General features: G+C 70.5%; 17 protein-coding genes and 1 riboswitch. Of the genes, 16 read left to right on the forward strand and 1 reads right to left on the reverse strand.

The annotated features are described in order from the left end of the window. Positions 1 to 5: 5 nt before the first annotated feature. From coaBC to P5P27_RS08945, 11 genes are all read left to right on the forward strand, one after another. Positions 6 to 1313: a bifunctional phosphopantothenoylcysteine decarboxylase/phosphopantothenate--cysteine ligase CoaBC gene (gene coaBC, locus P5P27_RS08895; RefSeq protein ID WP_006894815.1), complete on the forward strand. Its 1308-nt coding sequence runs from the start codon at positions 6 to 8 to the stop codon at positions 1311 to 1313. Continuing rightward, a complete protein-coding gene (gene metK / locus P5P27_RS08900; protein ID WP_278127279.1) occupies positions 1310 to 2524 on the forward strand; it encodes a methionine adenosyltransferase in 1215 nt (404 codons plus the stop codon). Before coaBC ends, metK begins: the two co-directional genes overlap by 4 nt. 71 nt (positions 2525 to 2595) lie before the next feature. Further along, positions 2596 to 4626 (forward strand): primosomal protein N', encoded by a 2031-nt coding sequence (locus P5P27_RS08905; RefSeq protein WP_411815861.1) that lies wholly within the window; start codon positions 2596 to 2598, stop codon positions 4624 to 4626. 1 nt (position 4627) lies between these two features. Then, positions 4628 to 5569, forward strand: a complete 942-nt coding sequence (gene fmt / locus P5P27_RS08910; RefSeq protein WP_278127280.1) for a methionyl-tRNA formyltransferase — start codon at positions 4628 to 4630, stop codon at positions 5567 to 5569. After that, positions 5566 to 6978 (forward strand): RsmB/NOP family class I SAM-dependent RNA methyltransferase, encoded by a 1413-nt coding sequence (locus tag P5P27_RS08915; protein ID WP_278127281.1) that lies wholly within the window; start codon positions 5566 to 5568, stop codon positions 6976 to 6978. The genes fmt and P5P27_RS08915 overlap by 4 nt, the downstream gene beginning before the upstream one ends. A gap of 46 nt (positions 6979 to 7024) precedes the next feature. Continuing rightward, positions 7025 to 7729 carry a ribulose-phosphate 3-epimerase gene (gene rpe, locus P5P27_RS08920; protein WP_006894820.1) on the forward strand — a complete coding sequence of 235 codons (705 nt, stop codon included), beginning with the start codon at positions 7025 to 7027 and terminating at the stop codon, positions 7727 to 7729. Positions 7730 to 7763: 34 nt separating this feature from the next. After that, positions 7764 to 8750 (forward strand): bifunctional diaminohydroxyphosphoribosylaminopyrimidine deaminase/5-amino-6-(5-phosphoribosylamino)uracil reductase RibD, encoded by a 987-nt coding sequence (ribD, locus tag P5P27_RS08925; protein ID WP_278127426.1) that lies wholly within the window; start codon positions 7764 to 7766, stop codon positions 8748 to 8750. Between the two features lie 119 nt (positions 8751 to 8869). Continuing rightward, a riboswitch (FMN riboswitch) is annotated at positions 8870 to 9019 on the forward strand. Between the two features lie 56 nt (positions 9020 to 9075). Next, positions 9076 to 9723, forward strand: a complete 648-nt coding sequence (locus P5P27_RS08930; RefSeq protein WP_278127282.1) for a riboflavin synthase — start codon at positions 9076 to 9078, stop codon at positions 9721 to 9723. Continuing rightward, the gene (locus P5P27_RS08935) at positions 9716 to 11053 is read left to right on the forward strand and encodes a bifunctional 3,4-dihydroxy-2-butanone-4-phosphate synthase/GTP cyclohydrolase II (protein WP_006894823.1); all 1338 of its coding nucleotides are present in this window, start codon (positions 9716 to 9718) and stop codon (positions 11051 to 11053) included. Before P5P27_RS08930 ends, P5P27_RS08935 begins: the two co-directional genes overlap by 8 nt. Next, positions 11050 to 11520, forward strand: a complete 471-nt coding sequence (ribH, locus tag P5P27_RS08940) for a 6,7-dimethyl-8-ribityllumazine synthase (RefSeq protein ID WP_278127283.1) — start codon at positions 11050 to 11052, stop codon at positions 11518 to 11520. Before P5P27_RS08935 ends, ribH begins: the two co-directional genes overlap by 4 nt. Then, on the forward strand, positions 11517 to 11987 hold the full coding sequence (locus P5P27_RS08945; RefSeq protein WP_006894825.1) for a PH domain-containing protein: 471 nt from the start codon (positions 11517 to 11519) through the stop codon (positions 11985 to 11987). The genes ribH and P5P27_RS08945 overlap by 4 nt, the downstream gene beginning before the upstream one ends. Positions 11988 to 12029: 42 nt before the next feature. On the opposite strand, the gene P5P27_RS08950 is transcribed toward P5P27_RS08945, so the two are convergent. Beyond that, entirely contained in the window at positions 12030 to 12872 is an 843-nt protein-coding gene (locus tag P5P27_RS08950) for a hypothetical protein (RefSeq protein WP_278127284.1), read from the reverse strand. Positions 12873 to 12980: 108 nt separating this feature from the next. Between P5P27_RS08950 and uvrC the strand changes: the two genes are divergently transcribed. The 5 genes from uvrC (at position 12981) to gap (ending at position 19155) form a co-directional block, all read left to right on the forward strand. Further along, a complete protein-coding gene (gene uvrC / locus P5P27_RS08955) occupies positions 12981 to 14981 on the forward strand; it encodes an excinuclease ABC subunit UvrC (RefSeq protein ID WP_045540110.1) in 2001 nt (666 codons plus the stop codon). Next, on the forward strand, positions 14978 to 15874 hold the full coding sequence (gene rapZ / locus P5P27_RS08960) for an RNase adapter RapZ (protein WP_045540113.1): 897 nt from the start codon (positions 14978 to 14980) through the stop codon (positions 15872 to 15874). The genes uvrC and rapZ overlap by 4 nt, the downstream gene beginning before the upstream one ends. Then, positions 15871 to 16899 (forward strand): gluconeogenesis factor YvcK family protein, encoded by a 1029-nt coding sequence (locus P5P27_RS08965; protein WP_006894834.1) that lies wholly within the window; start codon positions 15871 to 15873, stop codon positions 16897 to 16899. Before rapZ ends, P5P27_RS08965 begins: the two co-directional genes overlap by 4 nt. A gap of 111 nt (positions 16900 to 17010) precedes the next feature. Continuing rightward, on the forward strand, positions 17011 to 17994 hold the full coding sequence (gene whiA / locus P5P27_RS08970) for a DNA-binding protein WhiA (protein WP_039866771.1): 984 nt from the start codon (positions 17011 to 17013) through the stop codon (positions 17992 to 17994). Between the two features lie 141 nt (positions 17995 to 18135). Continuing rightward, positions 18136 to 19155 carry a type I glyceraldehyde-3-phosphate dehydrogenase gene (gap, locus tag P5P27_RS08975; protein WP_006894838.1) on the forward strand — a complete coding sequence of 340 codons (1020 nt, stop codon included), beginning with the start codon at positions 18136 to 18138 and terminating at the stop codon, positions 19153 to 19155.

The following is a 19155-nucleotide window of genomic DNA, read 5'->3' on the forward strand; positions in this document are numbered from 1 at the left end:
CACAGGTGTCCAAAGCGCACATCCTGATCGGTGTGGGCGGCGGTATCGCCGCATACAAGGTGTGTTCGGTCATCCGGCACTACACCGAGGCGGGGCACGACGTCCGAGTGATGCCGACCAGGGCCGCCCTCAACTTCGTCGGGGCCGCCACCTTCGAGGCGCTGTCGGGCAACCCGGTCAGCACCGAGGTCTTCGACGACGTCGACGAGGTGGCGCATGTGGCGCTGGGACGCCGCGCCGACCTGGTGATCGTCGCGCCGGCGACGGCGGACCTGATGGCCCGCGCGGTCGCGGGTCGCGCCGACGACCTGCTGACCGCATCGCTGCTCACGGTGAGCTGTCCGGTGCTGTTCGTTCCGGCGATGCACACCGAGATGTGGGAGCATCCGGCTACCGTCGCCAATGTCGCGACCCTCCGGAGTCGCGGCGTGACGGTCATGACTCCGGCCGTGGGGCGTCTCACCGGCACCGACAGCGGTGCCGGGCGCATGCCCGAGCCCGCCGAGATCGCGGCGCTGGGGGATCTCCTGCTGACCCGCGCCGACGCTCTGCCCTACGACCTGTCGGGTGTGCGCATGGTGATCAGCGCCGGCGGCACCCGCGAGGCTCTCGACCCGGTGCGATACCTGGGCAACCACAGTTCCGGCAAACAGGGGTACGCCCTGGCCCGGGCGGCCTCGCAGCGCGGAGCCCGGGTGACGCTGGTCTCCGGCGCCACCTCGGATCCGGGTGAGCCGGCATCGGTCGAGATCGTTCACGTGGACTCCGCACGCGAGATGCAGTCGGAGATGACCACGCGGGCCGCGGATGCCGACGTGGTGATCATGGCGGCCGCCGTCGCCGACTTCCGGCCCACGGCGGTGGCCGGCGCCAAGATCAAGAAGGGCGACGACGGACCCTCTCCCATCCACTTGGACACCAACCCCGATATTCTCGCCGGCCTGGTCGCCGACCGTGCGCAGGGCCGGATTCCCCGGAGTACCGTGATCGTCGGATTCGCCGCAGAGACCGGTGACGCCGACGGCGGAGTCCTCGACCACGGCCGCGCCAAGCTCCGCAGAAAGGGCTGCGACCTGCTGGTCGTCAACGCCGTCGGCGGCGGCAAGGCGTTCGGCACCGAGGACAACACCGGCTGGCTGCTGACCGCGGACGGCCGCGAGACCGGACTGCCATTCGGCTCAAAAACTTTGATGGCGAGCAGAATCCTTGACGAAGTGGCCGCTCTCGTGCCAGATGGACAGGTGCCCTCGCGCGCCGGCACCGGCGAACGAGACGGCAACGAACTGACACACAACCCCGAGAGGAACCGATGAGCGCCTCAGCGTCCCGTCTATTCACGAGCGAATCCGTCACCGAGGGTCATCCGGACAAGATCTGTGACGCGATCAGCGACTCGATCCTGGACGCGATGCTCGCGAAGGATCCGAAGGCCAAGGTGGCCGTGGAGACCCTGGTCACCACCGGTCAGGTGCATGTCGCGGGCGAGGTCAGCACCACCGCCTACGTCGACATCCCGACCATCGTGCGCGAGAAGATCCTCGAGATCGGCTACGACTCGTCCACCAAGGGCTTCGACGGCACGTCGTGCGGCGTCAACATCGCGATCGGCGCGCAGTCGCCGGAGATCGCCCAGGGCCTGACCCACTCGCACGAGAAGCGCACCGGCACCCACGACGACGACATCGACCAGCAGGGTGCAGGCGACCAGGGCCTGATGTTCGGTTACGCCACCGACGAGACGCCCGAGCTGATGCCGCTGCCGATCGCGCTGGCCCACCGGCTCTCGCGCCGGCTGACCCAGGTCCGCAAGGACGGCGTCCTGCCGTACCTGCGTCCCGACGGCAAGACTCAGGTCACCATCGAGTACGCGGGCGACACCCCGGTCCGTCTCGACACCGTGGTGGTCTCCACGCAGCACGCCGCCGACATCGACATCGAGGGCATGCTCGCCCCCGACATCCGCAAGCACGTCCTCGAGCCGGTCTTCGCCGAACGCGACCTCCCGGTGAAGCTCGACACCTCCGACCCGCGTCTGCTGGTGAACCCCACCGGCAGCTTCGTGCTCGGCGGACCGATGGGCGACGCCGGTCTCACCGGCCGCAAGATCATCGTCGACACCTACGGCGGCATGGCGCGTCACGGCGGCGGTGCGTTCTCGGGCAAGGACCCGTCGAAGGTCGACCGCAGCGCCGCCTACGCGATGCGCTGGGTGGCGAAGAACGCCGTTGCGGCGGGCCTGGCCAGCCGCATCGAGGTCCAGGTGGCCTACGCCATCGGCAAGGCCGCGCCCGTCGGTCTGTTCGTCGAGACCTTCGACACCGAGAAGGTGGACCCCGGCACCATTCAGAAGGCGATCTCGCAGGTCTTCGACCTTCGTCCCGGGGCCATCATCCGCGATCTGGACCTGCTGCGGCCGATCTACGCACCGACCGCCGCGTACGGACACTTCGGCCGGACCGATGTGGATCTGCCGTGGGAGCGCACCGACCGCGTCGCCGCACTCCGCGAGGCCGCAGGCCTGTAAGAGTGCGCGAGGCTGCAGGTCGGGGAGCGGTCCGCCGCGGCGCGGTCTCAGGCGATCGCTAATCTCGACGTGTGACAGCCGAGACCGAGCGCGTGGCCGCGAAGCCTCCGCGCAATCAGCGGGTCGCCGCACCGCAGCGACCGGTGGCCCGTGTGCTGCCGATGCTCGGGCTGGCTCACCTGGACCGGCCCTTCGATTACCTCGTGGACGCCAAGACGGACGCGGACGCCCAGCCGGGCGTCCGCGTCCGTGTGCGTTTCGCCGGCCGGTTGGTGGACGGCTACCTCTTGGAACGGCTCGACCGCAGCGAACACGAGGGCGCGCTGTCGTGGCTCGATCGCGTCGTCTCGCCCGAACCCGTCCTCACCCCCGAACTGGCCGCGCTGTGCCGTGCGGTCGCCGACCGGTACGCGGGCACGATGGCCGACGTCCTGCGGCTGGCGATCCCGCCGCGGCACGCACGGGTGGAGAAGGAGGCGGCCAGTCACGACGTGGCGCGGCCGATCGCCGAGCCGGCCGCAGCCGGCTGGGACGTCTACGACTCGGGGCGGTCGTTCATCGAACAGGCGGTCGCCGGAGGGCATCCGCACGCCTGCTGGCAGGCGCTGCCCGGCGAGGACGTGGCCGCCCGGCTGGCCGAACTCGCGGCGTCGGTCGCGGCATCCGGGCGCGGGGTGGTGATCGTGGTGCCCGACCAGCGGGATCTCGATCGTCTCGAAGCGGCGTGCGAACCGCTGCTCGGCGACGCCTGCGTGACTCTCGCCGCGGGCCTCGGTCCCACCGCGAGGTACCGGCGCTGGCTGTCGGCGCTGCGCGGACGGGCACGGGTGGTGATCGGCACGCGCAGCGCCGTCTTCGCACCCGTCGTCGATCTCGGCCTGGTGGTGGTCTTCGACGACGGGGACGACAGTCTCGACGAGCCGCGGTCGCCCTATCCGCACCCGCGCGAGGTGGCCGTTCTCCGCGCCCACGGCAGCGGGGCGGCGCTGCTGATCGGCGGACACTCCCGCACCACCGACGCGCAGGCATTGGTGGAGTCGGGCTGGGCGTTCGACGTCGTCGCCCCGCGGGCCGCGGTCCGGGAGGCGATGCCGCGCGTCGACGGACTCTCCGACGAGGATCGCCGCGTGGCGGGCGATCCGATGGCGCGGACCGCGCGGATACCGGCGATCGCCTTCGACGCGGCCCGGCGAGCCCTCGCCGCCGACCAGGCGGTGCTGTTCAGCGTGCCTCGGCGCGGTTACCTGCCGTCGGTGGCGTGCGCCCGGTGCCGCGCGCACGCCCGGTGCCGAGCCTGCAACGGTCCGCTGCAGATGAGCGAACGCGGCGACCTCGCCTGCCGGTGGTGCGGACGACCGGAGAACCGCTTCGTCTGTCCGGTGTGCGCGGGCACCGCGGTGCGCGCGTTGATGATCGGGGATCGGCGCACCGCCGAAGAACTCGGACGCGCCTTCCGCGGCGTCCCGATCGTCACCTCCTCCGGCGACAAGATCGTCGACGAGGTGCCGGCCGGGCCGCGGGTGGTGATCGCCACGCCGGGCGCGGCGCCGCGCGCGCCGGGCGGCTACGGGGCCGCGGTGCTGCTCGACACCTGGGCGCAGCTGGCCCGGGAGGATCTGCGTGCCGCCGAGGAGGCGGTCCGCGCCTGGATGGCGGTGGCGACGCTGGTGCGGCCCCGTGCCGAGGGCGGCCGCGTGGTGGTGGTTGCCGACGCGGCCGCGTCGCCGGTACAGGCGCTCATCCGGTGGGATCCGGTGGGATTCGCCACCGCCGAGCTGCGGCAACGGCTGGAGTTGAAGTTCCCGCCCGCGGTGACGATGGCGTCGGTGGACGGACCGCCCGCGGCCGTGTCGGCGTTCCTCGACCTGCTCACCATGCCGCCGGAGGCCGAGACGCTGGGGCCGGTGCCGCTGCCCGCGGGGGTGCGCCGTCCCGCCGGCCTGGACGAGTCGGGGCCGGTGGATCGCATGCTGTTGCGCACACCGCGCAGCGCCGGGCGGTCACTGGCCGAGGCACTGCGTAACGCCCAGGCGCTCCGGAACGCCCGGCACGACGACACCGCGGGCATCAGGGTCCAAGTCGATCCCCCTACGATTGGTTGACATGAGGCTGGTGTTCGCCGGCACGCCCGAGGTGGCGGTGCCGACCCTGCAGGAACTGCTCGATTCGCCCGACCACGAGGTGGTCGGCGTCATCACCAGACCGGACACCACGGCCGGCCGCGGACGCCGGATGATCCGGTCGGAGGTCGGGACGCTCGCCGACAGCTACGGGATCGAGGTCCTGACGCCCCGCCGGATGTCCGATCCGGAGGTGTCCCAGGCGCTGGTCCGGTGGAACGCCGACCTCGGGGTCGTCGTCGCATACGGCGGACTGATCCCGCAGAGCGTCCTGGACATGCTGCCTCGCGGCTGGGTGAACCTGCACTTCTCGGTACTGCCCGCGTGGCGGGGAGCCGCTCCGGTGCAGGCGGCCATCGCCGCGGGCGACGAGTTCACCGGGGCGAGCGTCTTCGCTCTCGAAGCCGGACTCGACACCGGACCCGTCTACGGCACGCTCACCGAGCGGATCCGCGACACCGACACCGCGGGCGATCTCCTCGAGCGGCTCTCGGTGTCGGGCTCGGGCCTGCTCCGCGCCGTCGTGGACGGGATCGCGGCGGGCGAACTGGCTCCGGTGCCCCAGGACGCCGAAGGCGTCTCGCACGCCGGGAAGATCACGACCGACGATGCGCGCGTGCGCTGGGACCTGCCGTCGCACATCATCGGGCGCACGGTGCGCGCCCACACCCCGGCACCGGGCGCGTGGACGATGCTCGGCGACGCACGTATCAAACTCGGCCCGGTGATCCCGGTCGACGGCGACGCCGATGTCCCGGGAGCTCTGGAGTGCGGAGCGCTCGCGGTCACCAAGAAGGCGGTCTTCGTCGGCACGGCGTCCGGTGCGGTGCGGCTGACGACGGTGCAGGCGCCGGGAAAGAAATCGATGAACGCCGCCGACTGGGCACGTGGCAGCCGGCTCGACGGAACGGAGCACTTCGGATGAGCCCTGCGGAGCATCGGAGCGGCGATCGGCGCCCGGAGCGCAAGTATCGCGAGAAGGATCTCGACCCGGCACGCATCGTGGCGCGCGATGTGCTGCGGGCGGTGCGCGAACGCGACGCGTACGCGAATCTACTGCTGCCCAGACTGCTTCGCGAGCGGAGGATCACCGGCCGGGACGCCGCGCTGGCCACGGAGCTGACCTATGGTTCGGCTCGGTCTCTCGGCCTGCTCGACGCCGTGATCGCCGCCGCGGCGGGCCGCCCCGTCGACGAGATCGACGGAAGCCTGCTCGACGTACTGCGGCTGGGGACCTATCAGCTGTTGCGTACGCGGATCGGGTCGCACGCGGCGGTGTCGACCTCCGTCGACATCGCGCGCAGCGAGAACGGGATGGGACCGTCCGGATTCGTCAACGCGGTCCTGCGCAAGGTGAGTCAGCGCGACGAGCAGCTCTGGATCGACGAACTCGCGCCGTCGATGATGGACGATCGCATCGGCAACCTGTCGTTCACGTATGCGCATCCGCGGTGGATCGGCGAGATATTCCACCGGGCGCTCGGCGGGTCGACGGGTGAGCTGCAGGCGGCGCTCGCCGCCGACGACGAGCGGCCGATCGTGCATCTCGTCGCACGGCCGGGACAGATCACCGCCGAGGAACTCGCGTTGATCAGCGGCGGCGACGAGGGACGCTATTCGCCGTACTGCGTGTACCTGCCCGAGGGCGGAGATCCGGGCGAGCTCGACGCGGTGCGGGAGGGCTTCGCCGGAGTCCAGGACGAGGGGAGCCAACTGGTCGCGGTCGCGCTGGCACGTGCCGACGTCGGCGACGACGGCGGCCGGTGGCTCGACCTCTGCGCCGGTCCGGGCGGCAAGGCCGCGCTGCTGGGGTCGCTCGCCGAGGTGTCGGGCGCTCATCTGGACGCCGTCGAGATCTCCGCGCATCGTGCCGAGCTGATCGAGAAGGTGGTCGACTCGCTGCCGGTGACCGTGCACGTCGCCGACGGCCGGTCATCAGGACTGGAGCCGGGCTTCGACCGGATTCTGGTGGACGCTCCCTGTTCGGGACTGGGGTCGCTGCGACGGCGCCCGGAGGCCCGCTGGCGTCGGAGGCCCGAAGACCTCCCGGAGCTGGTGACCCTGCAGAGGGAGTTGCTCGCCGAAGCCCTGCATCTGGTGAAGCCGGGCGGTGTGGTCGTGTACTCGACGTGCTCGCCGCATCCGGCCGAGACCGTCGAGGTGGTCGACACGGTGCTCACGGAGGTGGCCGGGGTGAGCCGCCTCGACGCTCGCCCGCTGGTCGCGGGCGATGTCTTCGATCCGGAGTCGCTGGGAGACGGGCCGTACGTTCAGCTCTGGCCGCACCGCCACGACACCGACGCCATGTTCCTGGCCGCACTGCGGAAGGACTGACGCGCTGCCGCGAGAGCGCCGGCCGCGTTCTCGTAGAATCAGCGCCATGTGCAACCCCGGCCGCCCGGCACCGATGATCGCCCCGTCCATCCTGTCCGCCGACTTCGCCAATCTCGCCGCGGAGATCGCGGCGGTCGGCCCGTCCGACGTCGATCCCGGCGTCGACTGGGTTCACGTCGACGTGATGGACAACCATTTCGTGCCGAATCTGACGCTCGGCCTGCCGGTGGTCGAGAGCCTGCTCAAGGCCACCGACATTCCGCTCGACTGCCACCTGATGATCGAGGACCCGGGCCGCTGGGCGCCGCCGTACGCGGAGGCCGGCGCCTACAACGTGACCTTCCACGCCGAGGCCGCCGACGATCCGTCGGCCGTGGCCCGCGACATCCGCGCGGCCGGAGGCAAGGCCGGCCTGGCCATCAAGCCCGGCACGCCGCTGGAGCCGTACCTGGAGATCCTGCGGGACTTCGACACGCTGTTGGTGATGAGCGTGGAGCCGGGCTTCGGTGGGCAGAAGTTCATGCCCGAGGTGCTCGACAAAGTCCGCACCATCCGGAGCCGGGTCGACAGCGGCGACCTGCGCCTGCTGATCGAGATCGACGGCGGGATCAGCGATTCCACCATCGAGCAGGCCGCCGAGGCCGGGGTGGACTGCTTCGTCGCGGGGTCGGCCGTGTACGGCGGCGACGATCCCGCCGCCCGCGTGGCGCAGTTGCGCCGCAAAGCCACCCTCGTCCGCGACGGCCGGTAGCGCGGTGGTCGGTGCGGCCACCGTCGCCGCCGCGATGCGGCGTGCGATCGCCGAGTCCGCGGACTCGCAGGGACTCAGCTCACCGAATCCGCCCGTCGGCGCGGTGATCCTCGACGAGCTCGGCGAGGTGGTGGGAGTGGGCCGGACCCAGCCGCCGGGCGGGCCGCACGCCGAAGTGATGGCCCTGCGCGAGGCGGGGGACCGGGCGCGGGGCGGCACGGCCGTCGTGACCCTCGAACCCTGCGATCACACCGGTCGCACCGGCCCGTGCTCGCAGGCGCTGCTCGCCGCCGGCGTCTCGGCGGTGCACTTCGCCGTAGGCGATCCCAATCCGGCGGCGGCCGGCGGCGCCGCCACGCTACGGGCCGCGGGCGTCGACGTCCATGAGTCGGTGCTCGAGCACGAGGCTCGCCGAGGTCCGCTGCGGCAGTGGCTCTTCCAGCGTGAGCGGGGGCGTCCGTTCGTCACGGCGAAGATCGCGGCGACTCTCGACGGCCGCGTCGCGGCACCCGACGGCACCAGCCAGTGGATCACCGGCGCCGCCGCACGCGAGCATGCGCATGCGCAGCGCGCGCGGATCGACGCCATCGTGGTCGGGACCGGAACGGTGATCGCCGACGATCCGGCGCTCACCGCCCGGCGGCCGGACGGGACGCTGTACAGCCACCAGCCCACCCGCGTCGTCCTCGGGCTGCGCGACGTGCCCCCGACGGCACGGGTGCGCAGTGGACCGTCCCCGCTGCTGCACGTCGCGAGCCGTGACCCGCACGAGGTGGTGGCCGCGCTGCCGGACGCACTGCACGTCCTGGTGGAGGGGGGCCCGGCCATCATCGGAGCGTTCCTCGCAGCAGGTCTCGTCGACGAACTGCACTGCTACCTGGCACCCACGGTGCTGGGAGCGGGCCGCGCAGCGGTGGACGACGGCACGGTCGGAACACTCGCGGATGCGCACCGATTCATCCGGACCGGCACGCGCGGACTCGGCGACGACCTGCTGGTCACCCTCGAGCGCCGCGACTGAGCACAGGCCGGCGTTTCGCGCACTGCGCGCTTAACGGTGCGAGGCCCTCTGACGTGCCCGGACCCGGTGTACGGGAGAGCGGGTACGCGGCTGGGCCCGGCTGCGTGCTAATTTCAATATTGAGTTCTCGGGGCGGGGTGAAATTCCCCACCGGCGGTGATGCCCTCCAAGGGATGAGCCCGCGAGCGCCCTCGCGACAGCGAGGGGACGAGCAGACTCCGGTGCGATTCCGGGGCCGACGGTCAGAGTCCGGATACGAGAGAATGGCAGTGCGGCGCCGTGCCGCGATCTGTCTCTCCCGAGCACACCTGGCAAAGGAGAGACGGTGTTCACGGGAATCGTGGAGGAACGCGGCGAAATCACCGCTCGCGACGACCTCACTGAGGCCGCGCGTTTTCGTATTCGTGGGCCGCTGGTCACCAGCGATGCCTCATTCGGAGATTCGATCGCCGTCAACGGCGTCTGTCTCACAGTCACCGAGCTGACCGACGACGAGTTCACCGTCGACGTTATGGCCGAGACGCTGCGGCGCAGTTCACTCGACCGCCTGGGTCCGGGCGCGCGCGTCAACCTCGAACGCGCGATGGCCGCGGGCGGCCGTTTCGGCGGGCACATCGTTCAGGGACACGTCGACGGGGTCGGCGTCATCGTCTCGGTGTCGCCGAGCGAGAACTGGACCGTGGTACGGATCGGCATTCCCGAGCAGCTCGCACGCTACATCGTCGAGAAGGGGTCGATCACCGTCGACGGCATCTCGTTGACGGTCTCGTCCGTCGGCGTCGACCGGGAATACGGGGACTGGTTCGAGGTGTCGTTGATTCCGACGACTCTGAGCGAGACGAACCTCTCCGGCGCCCGAGCCGGGGTGCGCGTGAACTTGGAAGTCGATGTCATCGCGAAGTACGTCGAGCGTCTGACCGGCGCCGGCCGGCTCGCGACCAGTGGTGTGGAAGGCAGTGAGCCGAATGAGTGAGATCGGGACCGGCGGGGTGCGCGAGAGCGCCGAGGGCAGCGGGTCGACAGTCGGCGGTGAGACGGGACGCGTGGTCCTCGACAGCGTGGAGCGCGCCATCGCCGACATCGCCGCGGGCAAGGCCGTCGTGGTCGTGGACGACGAGGACCGCGAGAACGAGGGCGACCTCATCTTCGCCGCCGAGAAGGCGACTCCGGAGCTGGTGGCGTTCATGGTGCGCTATACGTCGGGCTACCTGTGCGTGCCCCTGGCGGGCGACGACTGCGACCGGCTCGGGCTGCCGCCGATGTACTCGGTGAACCAGGACAAGCACGGCACCGCGTACACCGTCACCGTCGACGCCCGCGAAGGCATCGGGACCGGCATCAGCGCGGCCGATCGGGCGACCACCATGCGCAAGCTGGCCGACCCGACGTCGGACGCCCACGACTTCACCCGTCCCGGGCACGTGGTGCCGTTGCGCGCCAAAGAGGGCGGCGTGCTCCGCCGCCCGGGCCACACCGAGGCGGCCGTCGATCTGGCCACCGCCGCGGGTCTGGCGCCCGCGGGCGTGATCTGCGAGATCGTCAGCCAGAAGGATCCGGGACATATGGCCCGCACCGACGAGCTCCGGGTCTTCGCCGATGAGCACGAACTGGCCCTGATCTCGATCGCCGACCTGATCTCGTGGCGCAGGCATCACGAGAAGCACGTCGAGAAGGTCGCCGACGCGCGCATTCCCACCGAGTACGGGACCTTCCGCGCCGTCGGGTACCAGAGCCCCTACGACGACGCCGAGCACATCGCGCTGGTGATGGGCGACATCGCCGAGAACGGCGAGGACGTCCTGGTGCGCGTGCACTCCGAGTGCCTCACCGGCGACGTCTTCGGCTCACTGCGGTGCGACTGCGGGCCGCAGCTGCAGGCGGCCATGGAGATGGTGGGCCGCGAGGGCCGCGGCGTGGTGCTGTACATGCGCGGGCACGAGGGCCGCGGCATCGGTCTGATGCACAAGCTGCAGGCGTACCAGCTGCAGGACAGCGGTGCCGACACCGTCGATGCGAATCTGGAACTCGGTCTGCCCGCCGACGCCCGCGACTACGGTCTCGGCGCGCAGATTCTGGTAGACCTGGGCGTGCGATCGATGCGCCTGCTGACCAACAACCCGGCCAAGCGCGTCGGCCTCGACGGGTACGGGCTGGAGATCGTGGACCGCGTGCCGATGCCGGTGCGCGCGAACGCCGAGAACCTGCGCTACCTGCGTACCAAGCGCGACCGCATGGGCCATGTGCTCGACGGTCTGGACGACATCCTGCCCGAGGCGGCAGAGGGAACTGGAGAAGGTGCATGAGCGGCGTCGGTGAACCCACCCTCGATCTCGCGGACGCGAGCGGACTGAAGGTCGCGATCGTCGCCTCGCAGTGGCATGAGACGATCTGCACCGCGCTGCTGGAAGGCGCCGTGCGCGCCGCGGCGGCCAACGGAGTCACCGAGCCGACGGTGGTGCAGGTCGCCGGTGCCATCGAGCTGCCGGTGATCGTTCAGGCGCTCGCGCGCACCCACGACGCGGTCGTCGCGCTCGGCGTCGTCATCAAGGGCGAGACCCCGCACTTCGAGTACGTCTGCGATGCGGTCACCGCAGGCCTCACGCGTGTCTCGCTCGACGAGTCGACACCGGTGGGCAACGGTGTCCTGACCACTTTGAACGAGGCGCAGGCCCTCAATCGCGCGGGCCTGCCGGATTCGGCCGAGGACAAAGGTGCGCAGGCGATGACCGCGGCCCTGGCCTCCGCGCTCATCCTCCGGGGACTGGAATGACCGACGCCGCGACCGACGACACGTGGGAGTACGTCTACCGGCCACGGTGGATGCGGATCGCCGCGTGGGTGGCGGTCGCGGTGGTGATGATCATCCACCTGACCTTCGGGCTGCTCCTGGACATCTCATACACGGGCGTCAACGTCGGATGGTCGGACAAGGTGGCGTTGATCGGCGTCGGCGTCGTGATCAGCGGCGCGATCCTCTTCCTGACCCGCGCGCGACTGCGGCTCGGACCCGAGGGCGTCGGAGTCCTCAACCTCGTCTCCGAGCGGGTCTTCCCGTGGGATCAGGTGCTCGGCCTGGAGTACCCGGAGAAGGGGTTCTGTGCGCGGTTGCTGTTCCCCGGCGACGAGCACATCCCGGTGATGGCCGTGCAGGCGCGCGACGGCGACCTCGCGGTGGACGCGATGGAGCGCTATCGCGAGTTCCAGACTCGATACGGGGTGGCACAGAACGCCGAGTGAGCCGGAAGCCGGAGCGCGCGGCCGTCCGACATCGTCGTCGCCTCATGCGGCGACCGCGATCTGCGCGGGCAGACCGATCTCGGCGGCTCGCGCCCGTATCGATTCCACGACCGTGTCCGGCGTGGTCCGGGACACCGTGAGATAGACCGCCGCCGCGGGTTCGGGCCGCTGCGAGGTGGCCCGGCAGTGCACGGGGGAGGTGCCGGCCGGCAGCAGTGCGAGCAGGTCCCGGTACCGCCCGAGATCGGCCGGCGCGTCTCCGGCGTCCCACTGCAACACGCAGTCCGAACCGGTCACCGAGAGTTCGCGAATGCCCCCGGAATCGTCGGCGATGAACCGGTCGAGGCTCTCCGCCAGCGGGTACGCGTCCCGCGACGACTCGGCGGCGATCGCCGTGCGCCAGGCGCGCACCGCAGTGACCCCGGGGTTCGACGCGGTGAACTGCCGGGTCCGCCGGACCCAGTCCAGATACCTCGCCGGATCGCCGAGGCGCGGGTTGTCGGAACCGGGTACCAGGTAGATCTCGGCCGCGACGGGTCCGCCGGAGGAGTCGCGTGCCGAGAACTCGACGCGGATGCGGTGCTCGTCGATGACGGCGCCGCCGCGGTGGGCGGCGAGCTCACGCGCCGCGCGCGCGACGTCCTCGTCCGGCAGCCCGGCGCGCAGTGAGACGAGGGTGTCCACCGAACCGCGGCTCAGGACCGCATTGTCGGGGTGCACGCGAAACGAGGTCACGTCGGACCGGCCGCGCAGATAGGCGGTGTAGTCCTCGGCGAAGGAGTCGGCGGAGTCGGTGGCGCAGGCCCCGAGAGCCACCGCGCTCATCAGCGCGCCGGCGAGCGCGAACGCCGCCGGCCGCCGGTGTCTGCGGTGCCGACCGGTCATGCGACAAGGCTAGGCGCGGCGGGCGTCTCGCCGCAGCGGTACCACCGCGCGGTGTCGTGACCGCGTCCGGGCCGAACCCGTGTCACCGGCGGCGACTAACCTGGGGGCGTGGCTGATCCATCGACTTACCGACCGGCGCCGGGCACCATCCCGACCGATCCCGGCGTCTACAAGTTCCGCGATCAGCACGGCCGGGTCATCTACGTCGGCAAGGCCAAGAATCTGCGGCAACGGCTCACGTCGTACTTCGCCGACATCACCGGCCTGCATCCGCGCACCCGGCAGATGGTCACCACCGCCGCCTCAGTGGAGTGGACCGTCGTCACCACCGAGGTGGAGGCGCTGCAGCTCGAATACAACTGGATCAAGGAGTTCGACCCGCGGTTCAACGTCCGCTACCGCGACGACAAGAGCTACCCGATGCTCGCGGTCACCCTCAACGAGGAGTATCCGCGCGTCTTCGTCTATCGCGGGGCGCGCCGGCCCGGCGTCCGGTACTTCGGCCCGTACTCGCACGCCTGGGCCATTCGCGAGACGGTCGATCTGCTGACCCGCGTCTTCGGCGTCCGGACGTGCTCCAAAGGGGTATTCCGCCGCAGCGAGCAGATGGGTCGGCCGTGCCTGCTCGGCTACATCGACAAGTGCTCGGCACCCTGCGTCGGCCGTGTGTCGGCCGCCGAGCACCGGGAGATCGTCGAGGACTTCTGCGACTTCCTCGGCGGGCGCACGGACAGTCTGATCCGGAACCTCGAACGCGAGATGAACAGCGCGGCGGAGGAACTCGACTTCGAGCGGGCGGCCCGGCTGCGCGACGACGTCTCCGCGCTGCGGCGCGCGATGGAGAAGCAGGCCGTGGTGCTGGGGTCGGGGACCGATGCCGACGTGATCGCTCTGGTCGGCGACGAACTCGAGTCGTCCGTGCAGGTCTTCCACGTCCGGGACGGACGGGTGCGCGGTCAGCGCGGATGGGTGGTCGAGGTCCAGGAGAACGCCTCGCTCGCCGATCAGGTCGGCACCTTCCTGACCCAGTTCTACGGCGCCGAGACGGACATGAGTTCGGGCATCCCGCGCGAGGTGCTGGTTCCCGCACTGCCCGACGACGCCGCGGATGTCGAGAAGTGGCTCGCCGAGCGACGCGGGGCGCACGTGAGTCTGCGCGTTCCGCAGCGCGGCGACAAGCGCACGCTGATGACGACGGTGGAACGCAACGCCACCGAGGCCCTCGCGCGGCACAAGCTGCAGCGTGCGGGGGATCTGACCACTCGGTCGGCGGCGCTGACCGAGCTGCAGGAGGCACTGGGGCTCGACACGGCGCCGCTGCGGATCGAGTGCATCGACATCTCGCACGTCCAGGGCACGGACGTCGTGGCCTCGCTCGTCGTCTTCGAGGACGGTCTGGCACGGAAGTCGGACTACCGGCATTACTCGATCAAGGAGGCGGCCGGCGACGGGCGCTCCGACGACGTCGCGTCGATCGCCGAGGTCACCCGGCGCCGCTTCGCCCGACACCGCGACGGGGCCATCACCCCGCCGCCGGAAGAGTCCGCCTCGGATCAGGCGGGCGCATCGGGGCAGACGGCGGCCGACGACGAGGCCACTTCGCGCCGACCGAGGAAATTCGCATATCCGCCGAATCTGTTCGTCGTCGACGGCGGCGCGCCCCAGGCGCACGCCGCCGCCTCGGTCCTCGACGAGCTCGGCGTCACCGACGTGGCCGTCGTGGGTCTGGCCAAACGACTGGAAGAGGTGTGGATTCCGGGTGATGATGAGCCGGTGATCCTGCCCCGCAACAGCGAAGCCCTGTTCCTGTTGCAGCGCGTGCGCGACGAGGCGCACCGGTTCGCCATCACCTTCCACCGCAGCAAGCGCAGCAAACGGATGACCGCCTCGGCGCTCGACGGGATCGCCGGCCTGGGTGCGGGGCGGCGGACGGCGCTGGTGACTCATTTCGGTTCCGTGGCCAATCTGAAGAAGGCGACCGTGGCGGAGATCGGCGAAGTGAAGGGCATCGGCCCGGCCACCGCGCAGGCCGTCCACGACGCGCTCCACGACTCCGACCGCGAAAGCCCCGAGACGACCGTCCCCGACATGGAGGAATCGCAGAGTTGACTGAAACGGATAGCCGTACGACGGTGCTGTTCGTCACCGGCATGTCCGGTGCCGGCCGCACGTCGGTGGCCAACGTCCTCGAGGACGACGGCTGGTATGTCAGCGACAACGTGCCGATCTCGTTGATCTCGCAGCTCGTGCAGATGGTGCGGAGCAGCGAGGTGGGTGCGCAGCGGATCGCGATGGTGGTCCGGGGCGGCGATCCCTCCTTCGCGGCCGAGATGGCGGCGCTGCGCCGCGATCTGGAGGACGGCGGCGCCACCACGTCGATGATCTTCGTCGACGCCTCCGACGAGGTGCTGGTCCGCCGGTTCGAGCAGGTCCGCAGGCGGCACCCGTTGCAGGGCAACGGCACTCTGGGAGAGGGGATCGCCGCCGAACGTGCGGTCATGGCACCGCTCGCGGCCGGGGCCGACACCGTGATCGACACCTCCAACCTGAGTTCCACCCGACTGCGGTCGATCGTGGAGAACGTCTTCCCCAACGTCGCGGGCCGCCGGCTCGCCATCGCGGTGCAGTCGTTCGGGTTCAAGTACGGACTGCCGATCGACTGCGATCTCGTCGCCGACGTGCGGTTCCTGCCGAACCCGTTCTGGATCCCGGAACTGCGCGAGCACAACGGCCGCGAACCGCAGGTCCGCGACTATGTGCTGGGACAGGAGGACGCCGCGGAGTTCCTCGACCGGTACGTCGACATCGTGGGCATCGTCGGCCGCGGCTACCTGCGCGAGGGCAAGGGATACATGACCCTCGGCATCGGCTGCACGGGCGGGAAGCACCGCAGCGTCGCGATGTCCGAGGATCTGGCGCGACGACTGTCGGAGGTGGTCGACGCCGACGGCCACCGGCTCTACGACGTCGAAGTGACCCACCGCGACCTGGGCAACGAATGAGCGCCGGCGAAGGCGCACCCGAGATCGCCGTACCCGACCTGATCGAGGGGCTCAAGGTGGTGGCGCTCGGCGGCGGCCACGGTCTGTTCAACACGCTCACCGCGCTGCGCTACCTCACCGCCGACGTCACGGCCGTCGTGACGGTCGCCGACGACGGAGGATCGTCGGGCCGCCTGCGCGCCGAACTCGGCCTGATTCCGCCGGGCGATCTGCGCATGGCGCTGGCGGCGCTGATGGCGGCCCCGGCCGCGCTCGAGGCGCGACGGCGCGTGGACCCGGCCTCCGCGGACCGGCACCAGCGCTGGGCGCGCGTGCTGCAGCACCGCTTCGGCGGCTACGGCGCGCTCGCCGGCCACCCGATCGGCAACCTGCTCCTCAGCGGGCTCAACGAGGTGACCGGCGACGTGGTGAAAGCGTTGGACGACCTCACCGACCTCTTCGACGTCGACGGCCGGGTGCTGCCGATGGCCGACGTCCCCCTGGTGATCGAGGCCGACGTGTCCGGACTGGAGAAGGACCCCCGGGTGAGTCGCGTGATCCGCGGCCAGGTGGCGGTCGCGACCACACCGGGAAAGCCGCGGCGGGTGCGGCTGATCCCCGACGCTCCGGCCGGTTGTGCGCAGGCCGCGGCGGCGATCCGGGAGGCCGACGTGGTGACCCTCGGTCCGGGATCGTGGTTCTCCAGCGTGATTCCGCATGTGCTGGTGCCCGATCAGCTCGATGCGCTGAGCGAGACGTCGGCGCGCAAGATCCTGTTCGTCAATCTCGCAGCCGAGGCGGGGGAGACCACCGGATACTCGGTGGAGCGGCACCTGCATGTGCTGCACGCGCACGCTCCCACCCTTCGGGTGGACGACGTCGTCGTCGATTCCGCGTCGGTGCCGGAGGGCGCCGAACGCGAGTATCTCGAACGCGCGGCGGGCCGGTTCGGGGCCCGTCTGCGGGTGGCGGATCTCGCGGTTCCGGGAACCGCGGTGCACGATCCGGCGAAAACCGCCGCGACGGTGGTCGGGCTGATCGACTGAAATGATCGCCGGTAAGGTTGGACCAGCACATCTGGCATGCTTCCGGGACTCGAGACGCTCGGCGCGGCTGTCGGGCAACGGGGGATATCAGGGGACAGGAGGCTTTGAACCGTGGCTATGACTGGGGCGGTCAAGGACGAGCTGAGCCGGTTGTCGGTGACGCAGATCAGCTGCCGCAAGGCAGAGGTGTCGGCGCTGCTGCGATTCGCCGGGGGGATTCACATCGTGGGCGGCCGCGTCGTGGTGGAGGCCGAGGTGGACCTCGGCAACGTGGCGCGGCGGCTGCGGCACGAGATCCACGGTCTGTTCGGCTACAACGCCGACGTCCACGTGCTCCGCTCGGGCGGAATGCGGAAGGGCGCACGCTACATCGTGCGCGTCACGAAGGACGGCGAGGCCCTGGCGCGCCAGACCGGACTGCTCGACATGCGCGGTCGGCCGGTGCGCGGCCTGCCCGCGCAGGTGGTCGGCGGGAGTGTCGGCGACGCCGAAGCCGCCTGGCGCGGAGCGTTTCTGGCGCACGGCTCGTTGACCGAGCCGGGCCGGTCGTCGTCCCTGGAGGTCAGTTGCCCCGGCCCGGAGGCCGCTCTGGCGCTCGTCGGCGCGGCGCGGCGGCTCGGCATCTCGGCCAAGGCCCGCGAGGTCCGCGGCAGCGATCGGGTCGTCATCCGTGACGGCGAGGCGATCGGCGCGCTGCTCACCCGGATGGGCGCGCACGACACCCGCCTGGTGTGGGAGGAACGCCGGATGCGGCGCGAGGTGCGCGCCACCGCGAACCGTCTGGCCAACTTCGACGACGCGAACCTGCGCCGCTCGGCGCGGGCCGCCGTGGCCGCGGCCGCCCGCGTGGAACGTGCGCTCGAGATCCTGGGCGACGACGTGCCCGACCATCTGCTGGCCGCCGGCCGGCTGCGCGTGGAACACCGCCAGGCCTCGCTGGAGGAACTCGGACAACTGGCGGATCCGCCGATGACCAAGGACGCGGTGGCCGGCCGCATCCGTCGCCTGCTGTCGATGGCCGACAAGCGGGCCCGGACCGACGGCATCCCGGACACCGAGTCGGCGGTCACCGCCGAACTCCTCGACGAGGCGTAGGGGCGCCCGCCCGGCGTGGTGACGAACACCCCATCGCTCACAAGTGACCTTCCGGTGACCTCGCGAGCGGCGGCTATTAGGCTGGTGGGAGCGGGCCGGTAACGAACCGCCGGCTCAACACCACCGCTTAAGGAGCAACTTGTGACTGTTCGGGTAGGCGTCAACGGCTTCGGCCGCATCGGCCGCAACTTCTTCCGTGCCGTCGAGGCGCAGAAGGCGCTCGGAACCACCGACATCGAGATCGTCGCCGTCAACGACCTGACGGACAACGCCACACTGGCTCACCTGCTGAAGTTCGACAGCATCCTCGGCCGTCTGCCCCAGGACGTCCGCCTGGAGGGCGACGACACCATCGTCGTCGGCGACATGAAGATCAAGGCCCTCGAGGTCAAGGAGGGCCCCGCAGCCCTTCCGTGGGGCGATCTGGGCGTCGACGTCGTCGTCGAGTCGACGGGCATCTTCACCGCGCGCGCGAAGGCCCAGGGTCACCTGGACGCCGGCGCCAAGAAGGTCATCATCTCCGCGCCGGCCTCGGACGAGGACATCACCATCGTGATGGGCGTCAACGACGACAAGTACGACGGCAGCCAGAACATCATCTCGAACGCCTCGTGCACCACCAACTGCCTCGGCCCGATGGCCAAGGTGCTGAACGACGAGTTCGGCATCGAGCAGGGTCTGATGACCACCATTCACGCCTACACGCAGGACCAGAACCTGCAGGACGGCCCGCACAAGGATCTGCGCCGTGCGCGTGCCGCCGCGATCAACATCGTTCCGACCGGCACCGGTGCGGCCAAGGCCATCGGCCTGGTCCTGCCCGAACTGCAGGGCAAGCTCGACGGCTACGCGCTGCGCGTGCCGATCCCGACCGGCTCGGTCACCGACCTCACCGCGGAGCTGAAGAAGACCGCCAGCGCCGAGGACATCAACGCCGCCATGAAGGCCGCCGCCGAGGGCCCGCTGAAGGGCATCCTCAAGTACTACGACGCGCCGATCGTCTCGAGCGACATCGTCACCGATCCGCACTCGTCGCTGTTCGACTCGGGTCTGACCAAGGTCATCGGCAACCAGGCCAAGACCGTCTCCTGGTACGACAACGAGTGGGGCTACTCCAACCGCCTCGTCGACCTCATCGGTCTCGTCGGGAAGTCGCTGTAG

Origin of the sequence: Gordonia sihwensis (genome assembly GCF_029632925.1) — a bacterium.
GTDB classification, from domain to species: Bacteria; Actinomycetota; Actinomycetes; order Mycobacteriales; family Mycobacteriaceae; genus Gordonia; species Gordonia sihwensis.

What these genes read in the sequence shown, in the direction of transcription:
- metK (WP_278127279.1), top strand. Translation starts at nt 1,310, where the DNA reads ATGAGCGCCTCAGCGTCCCGTCTATTCACGAGCGAATCCGTCACCGAG.
- fmt (WP_278127280.1), top strand. Translation starts at nt 4,628, where the DNA reads ATGAGGCTGGTGTTCGCCGGCACGCCCGAGGTGGCGGTGCCGACCCTG.
- P5P27_RS08915 (WP_278127281.1), top strand. Translation starts at nt 5,566, where the DNA reads ATGAGCCCTGCGGAGCATCGGAGCGGCGATCGGCGCCCGGAGCGCAAG.
- rpe (WP_006894820.1), top strand. Translation starts at nt 7,025, where the DNA reads ATGTGCAACCCCGGCCGCCCGGCACCGATGATCGCCCCGTCCATCCTG.
- ribD (WP_278127426.1), top strand. Translation starts at nt 7,764, where the DNA reads ATGCGGCGTGCGATCGCCGAGTCCGCGGACTCGCAGGGACTCAGCTCA.
- P5P27_RS08935 (WP_006894823.1), top strand. Translation starts at nt 9,716, where the DNA reads ATGAGTGAGATCGGGACCGGCGGGGTGCGCGAGAGCGCCGAGGGCAGC.
- ribH (WP_278127283.1), top strand. Translation starts at nt 11,050, where the DNA reads ATGAGCGGCGTCGGTGAACCCACCCTCGATCTCGCGGACGCGAGCGGA.
- P5P27_RS08945 (WP_006894825.1), top strand. Translation starts at nt 11,517, where the DNA reads ATGACCGACGCCGCGACCGACGACACGTGGGAGTACGTCTACCGGCCA.
- P5P27_RS08950 (WP_278127284.1), bottom strand. Translation starts at nt 12,872, where the DNA reads ATGACCGGTCGGCACCGCAGACACCGGCGGCCGGCGGCGTTCGCGCTC.
- P5P27_RS08965 (WP_006894834.1), top strand. Translation starts at nt 15,871, where the DNA reads ATGAGCGCCGGCGAAGGCGCACCCGAGATCGCCGTACCCGACCTGATC.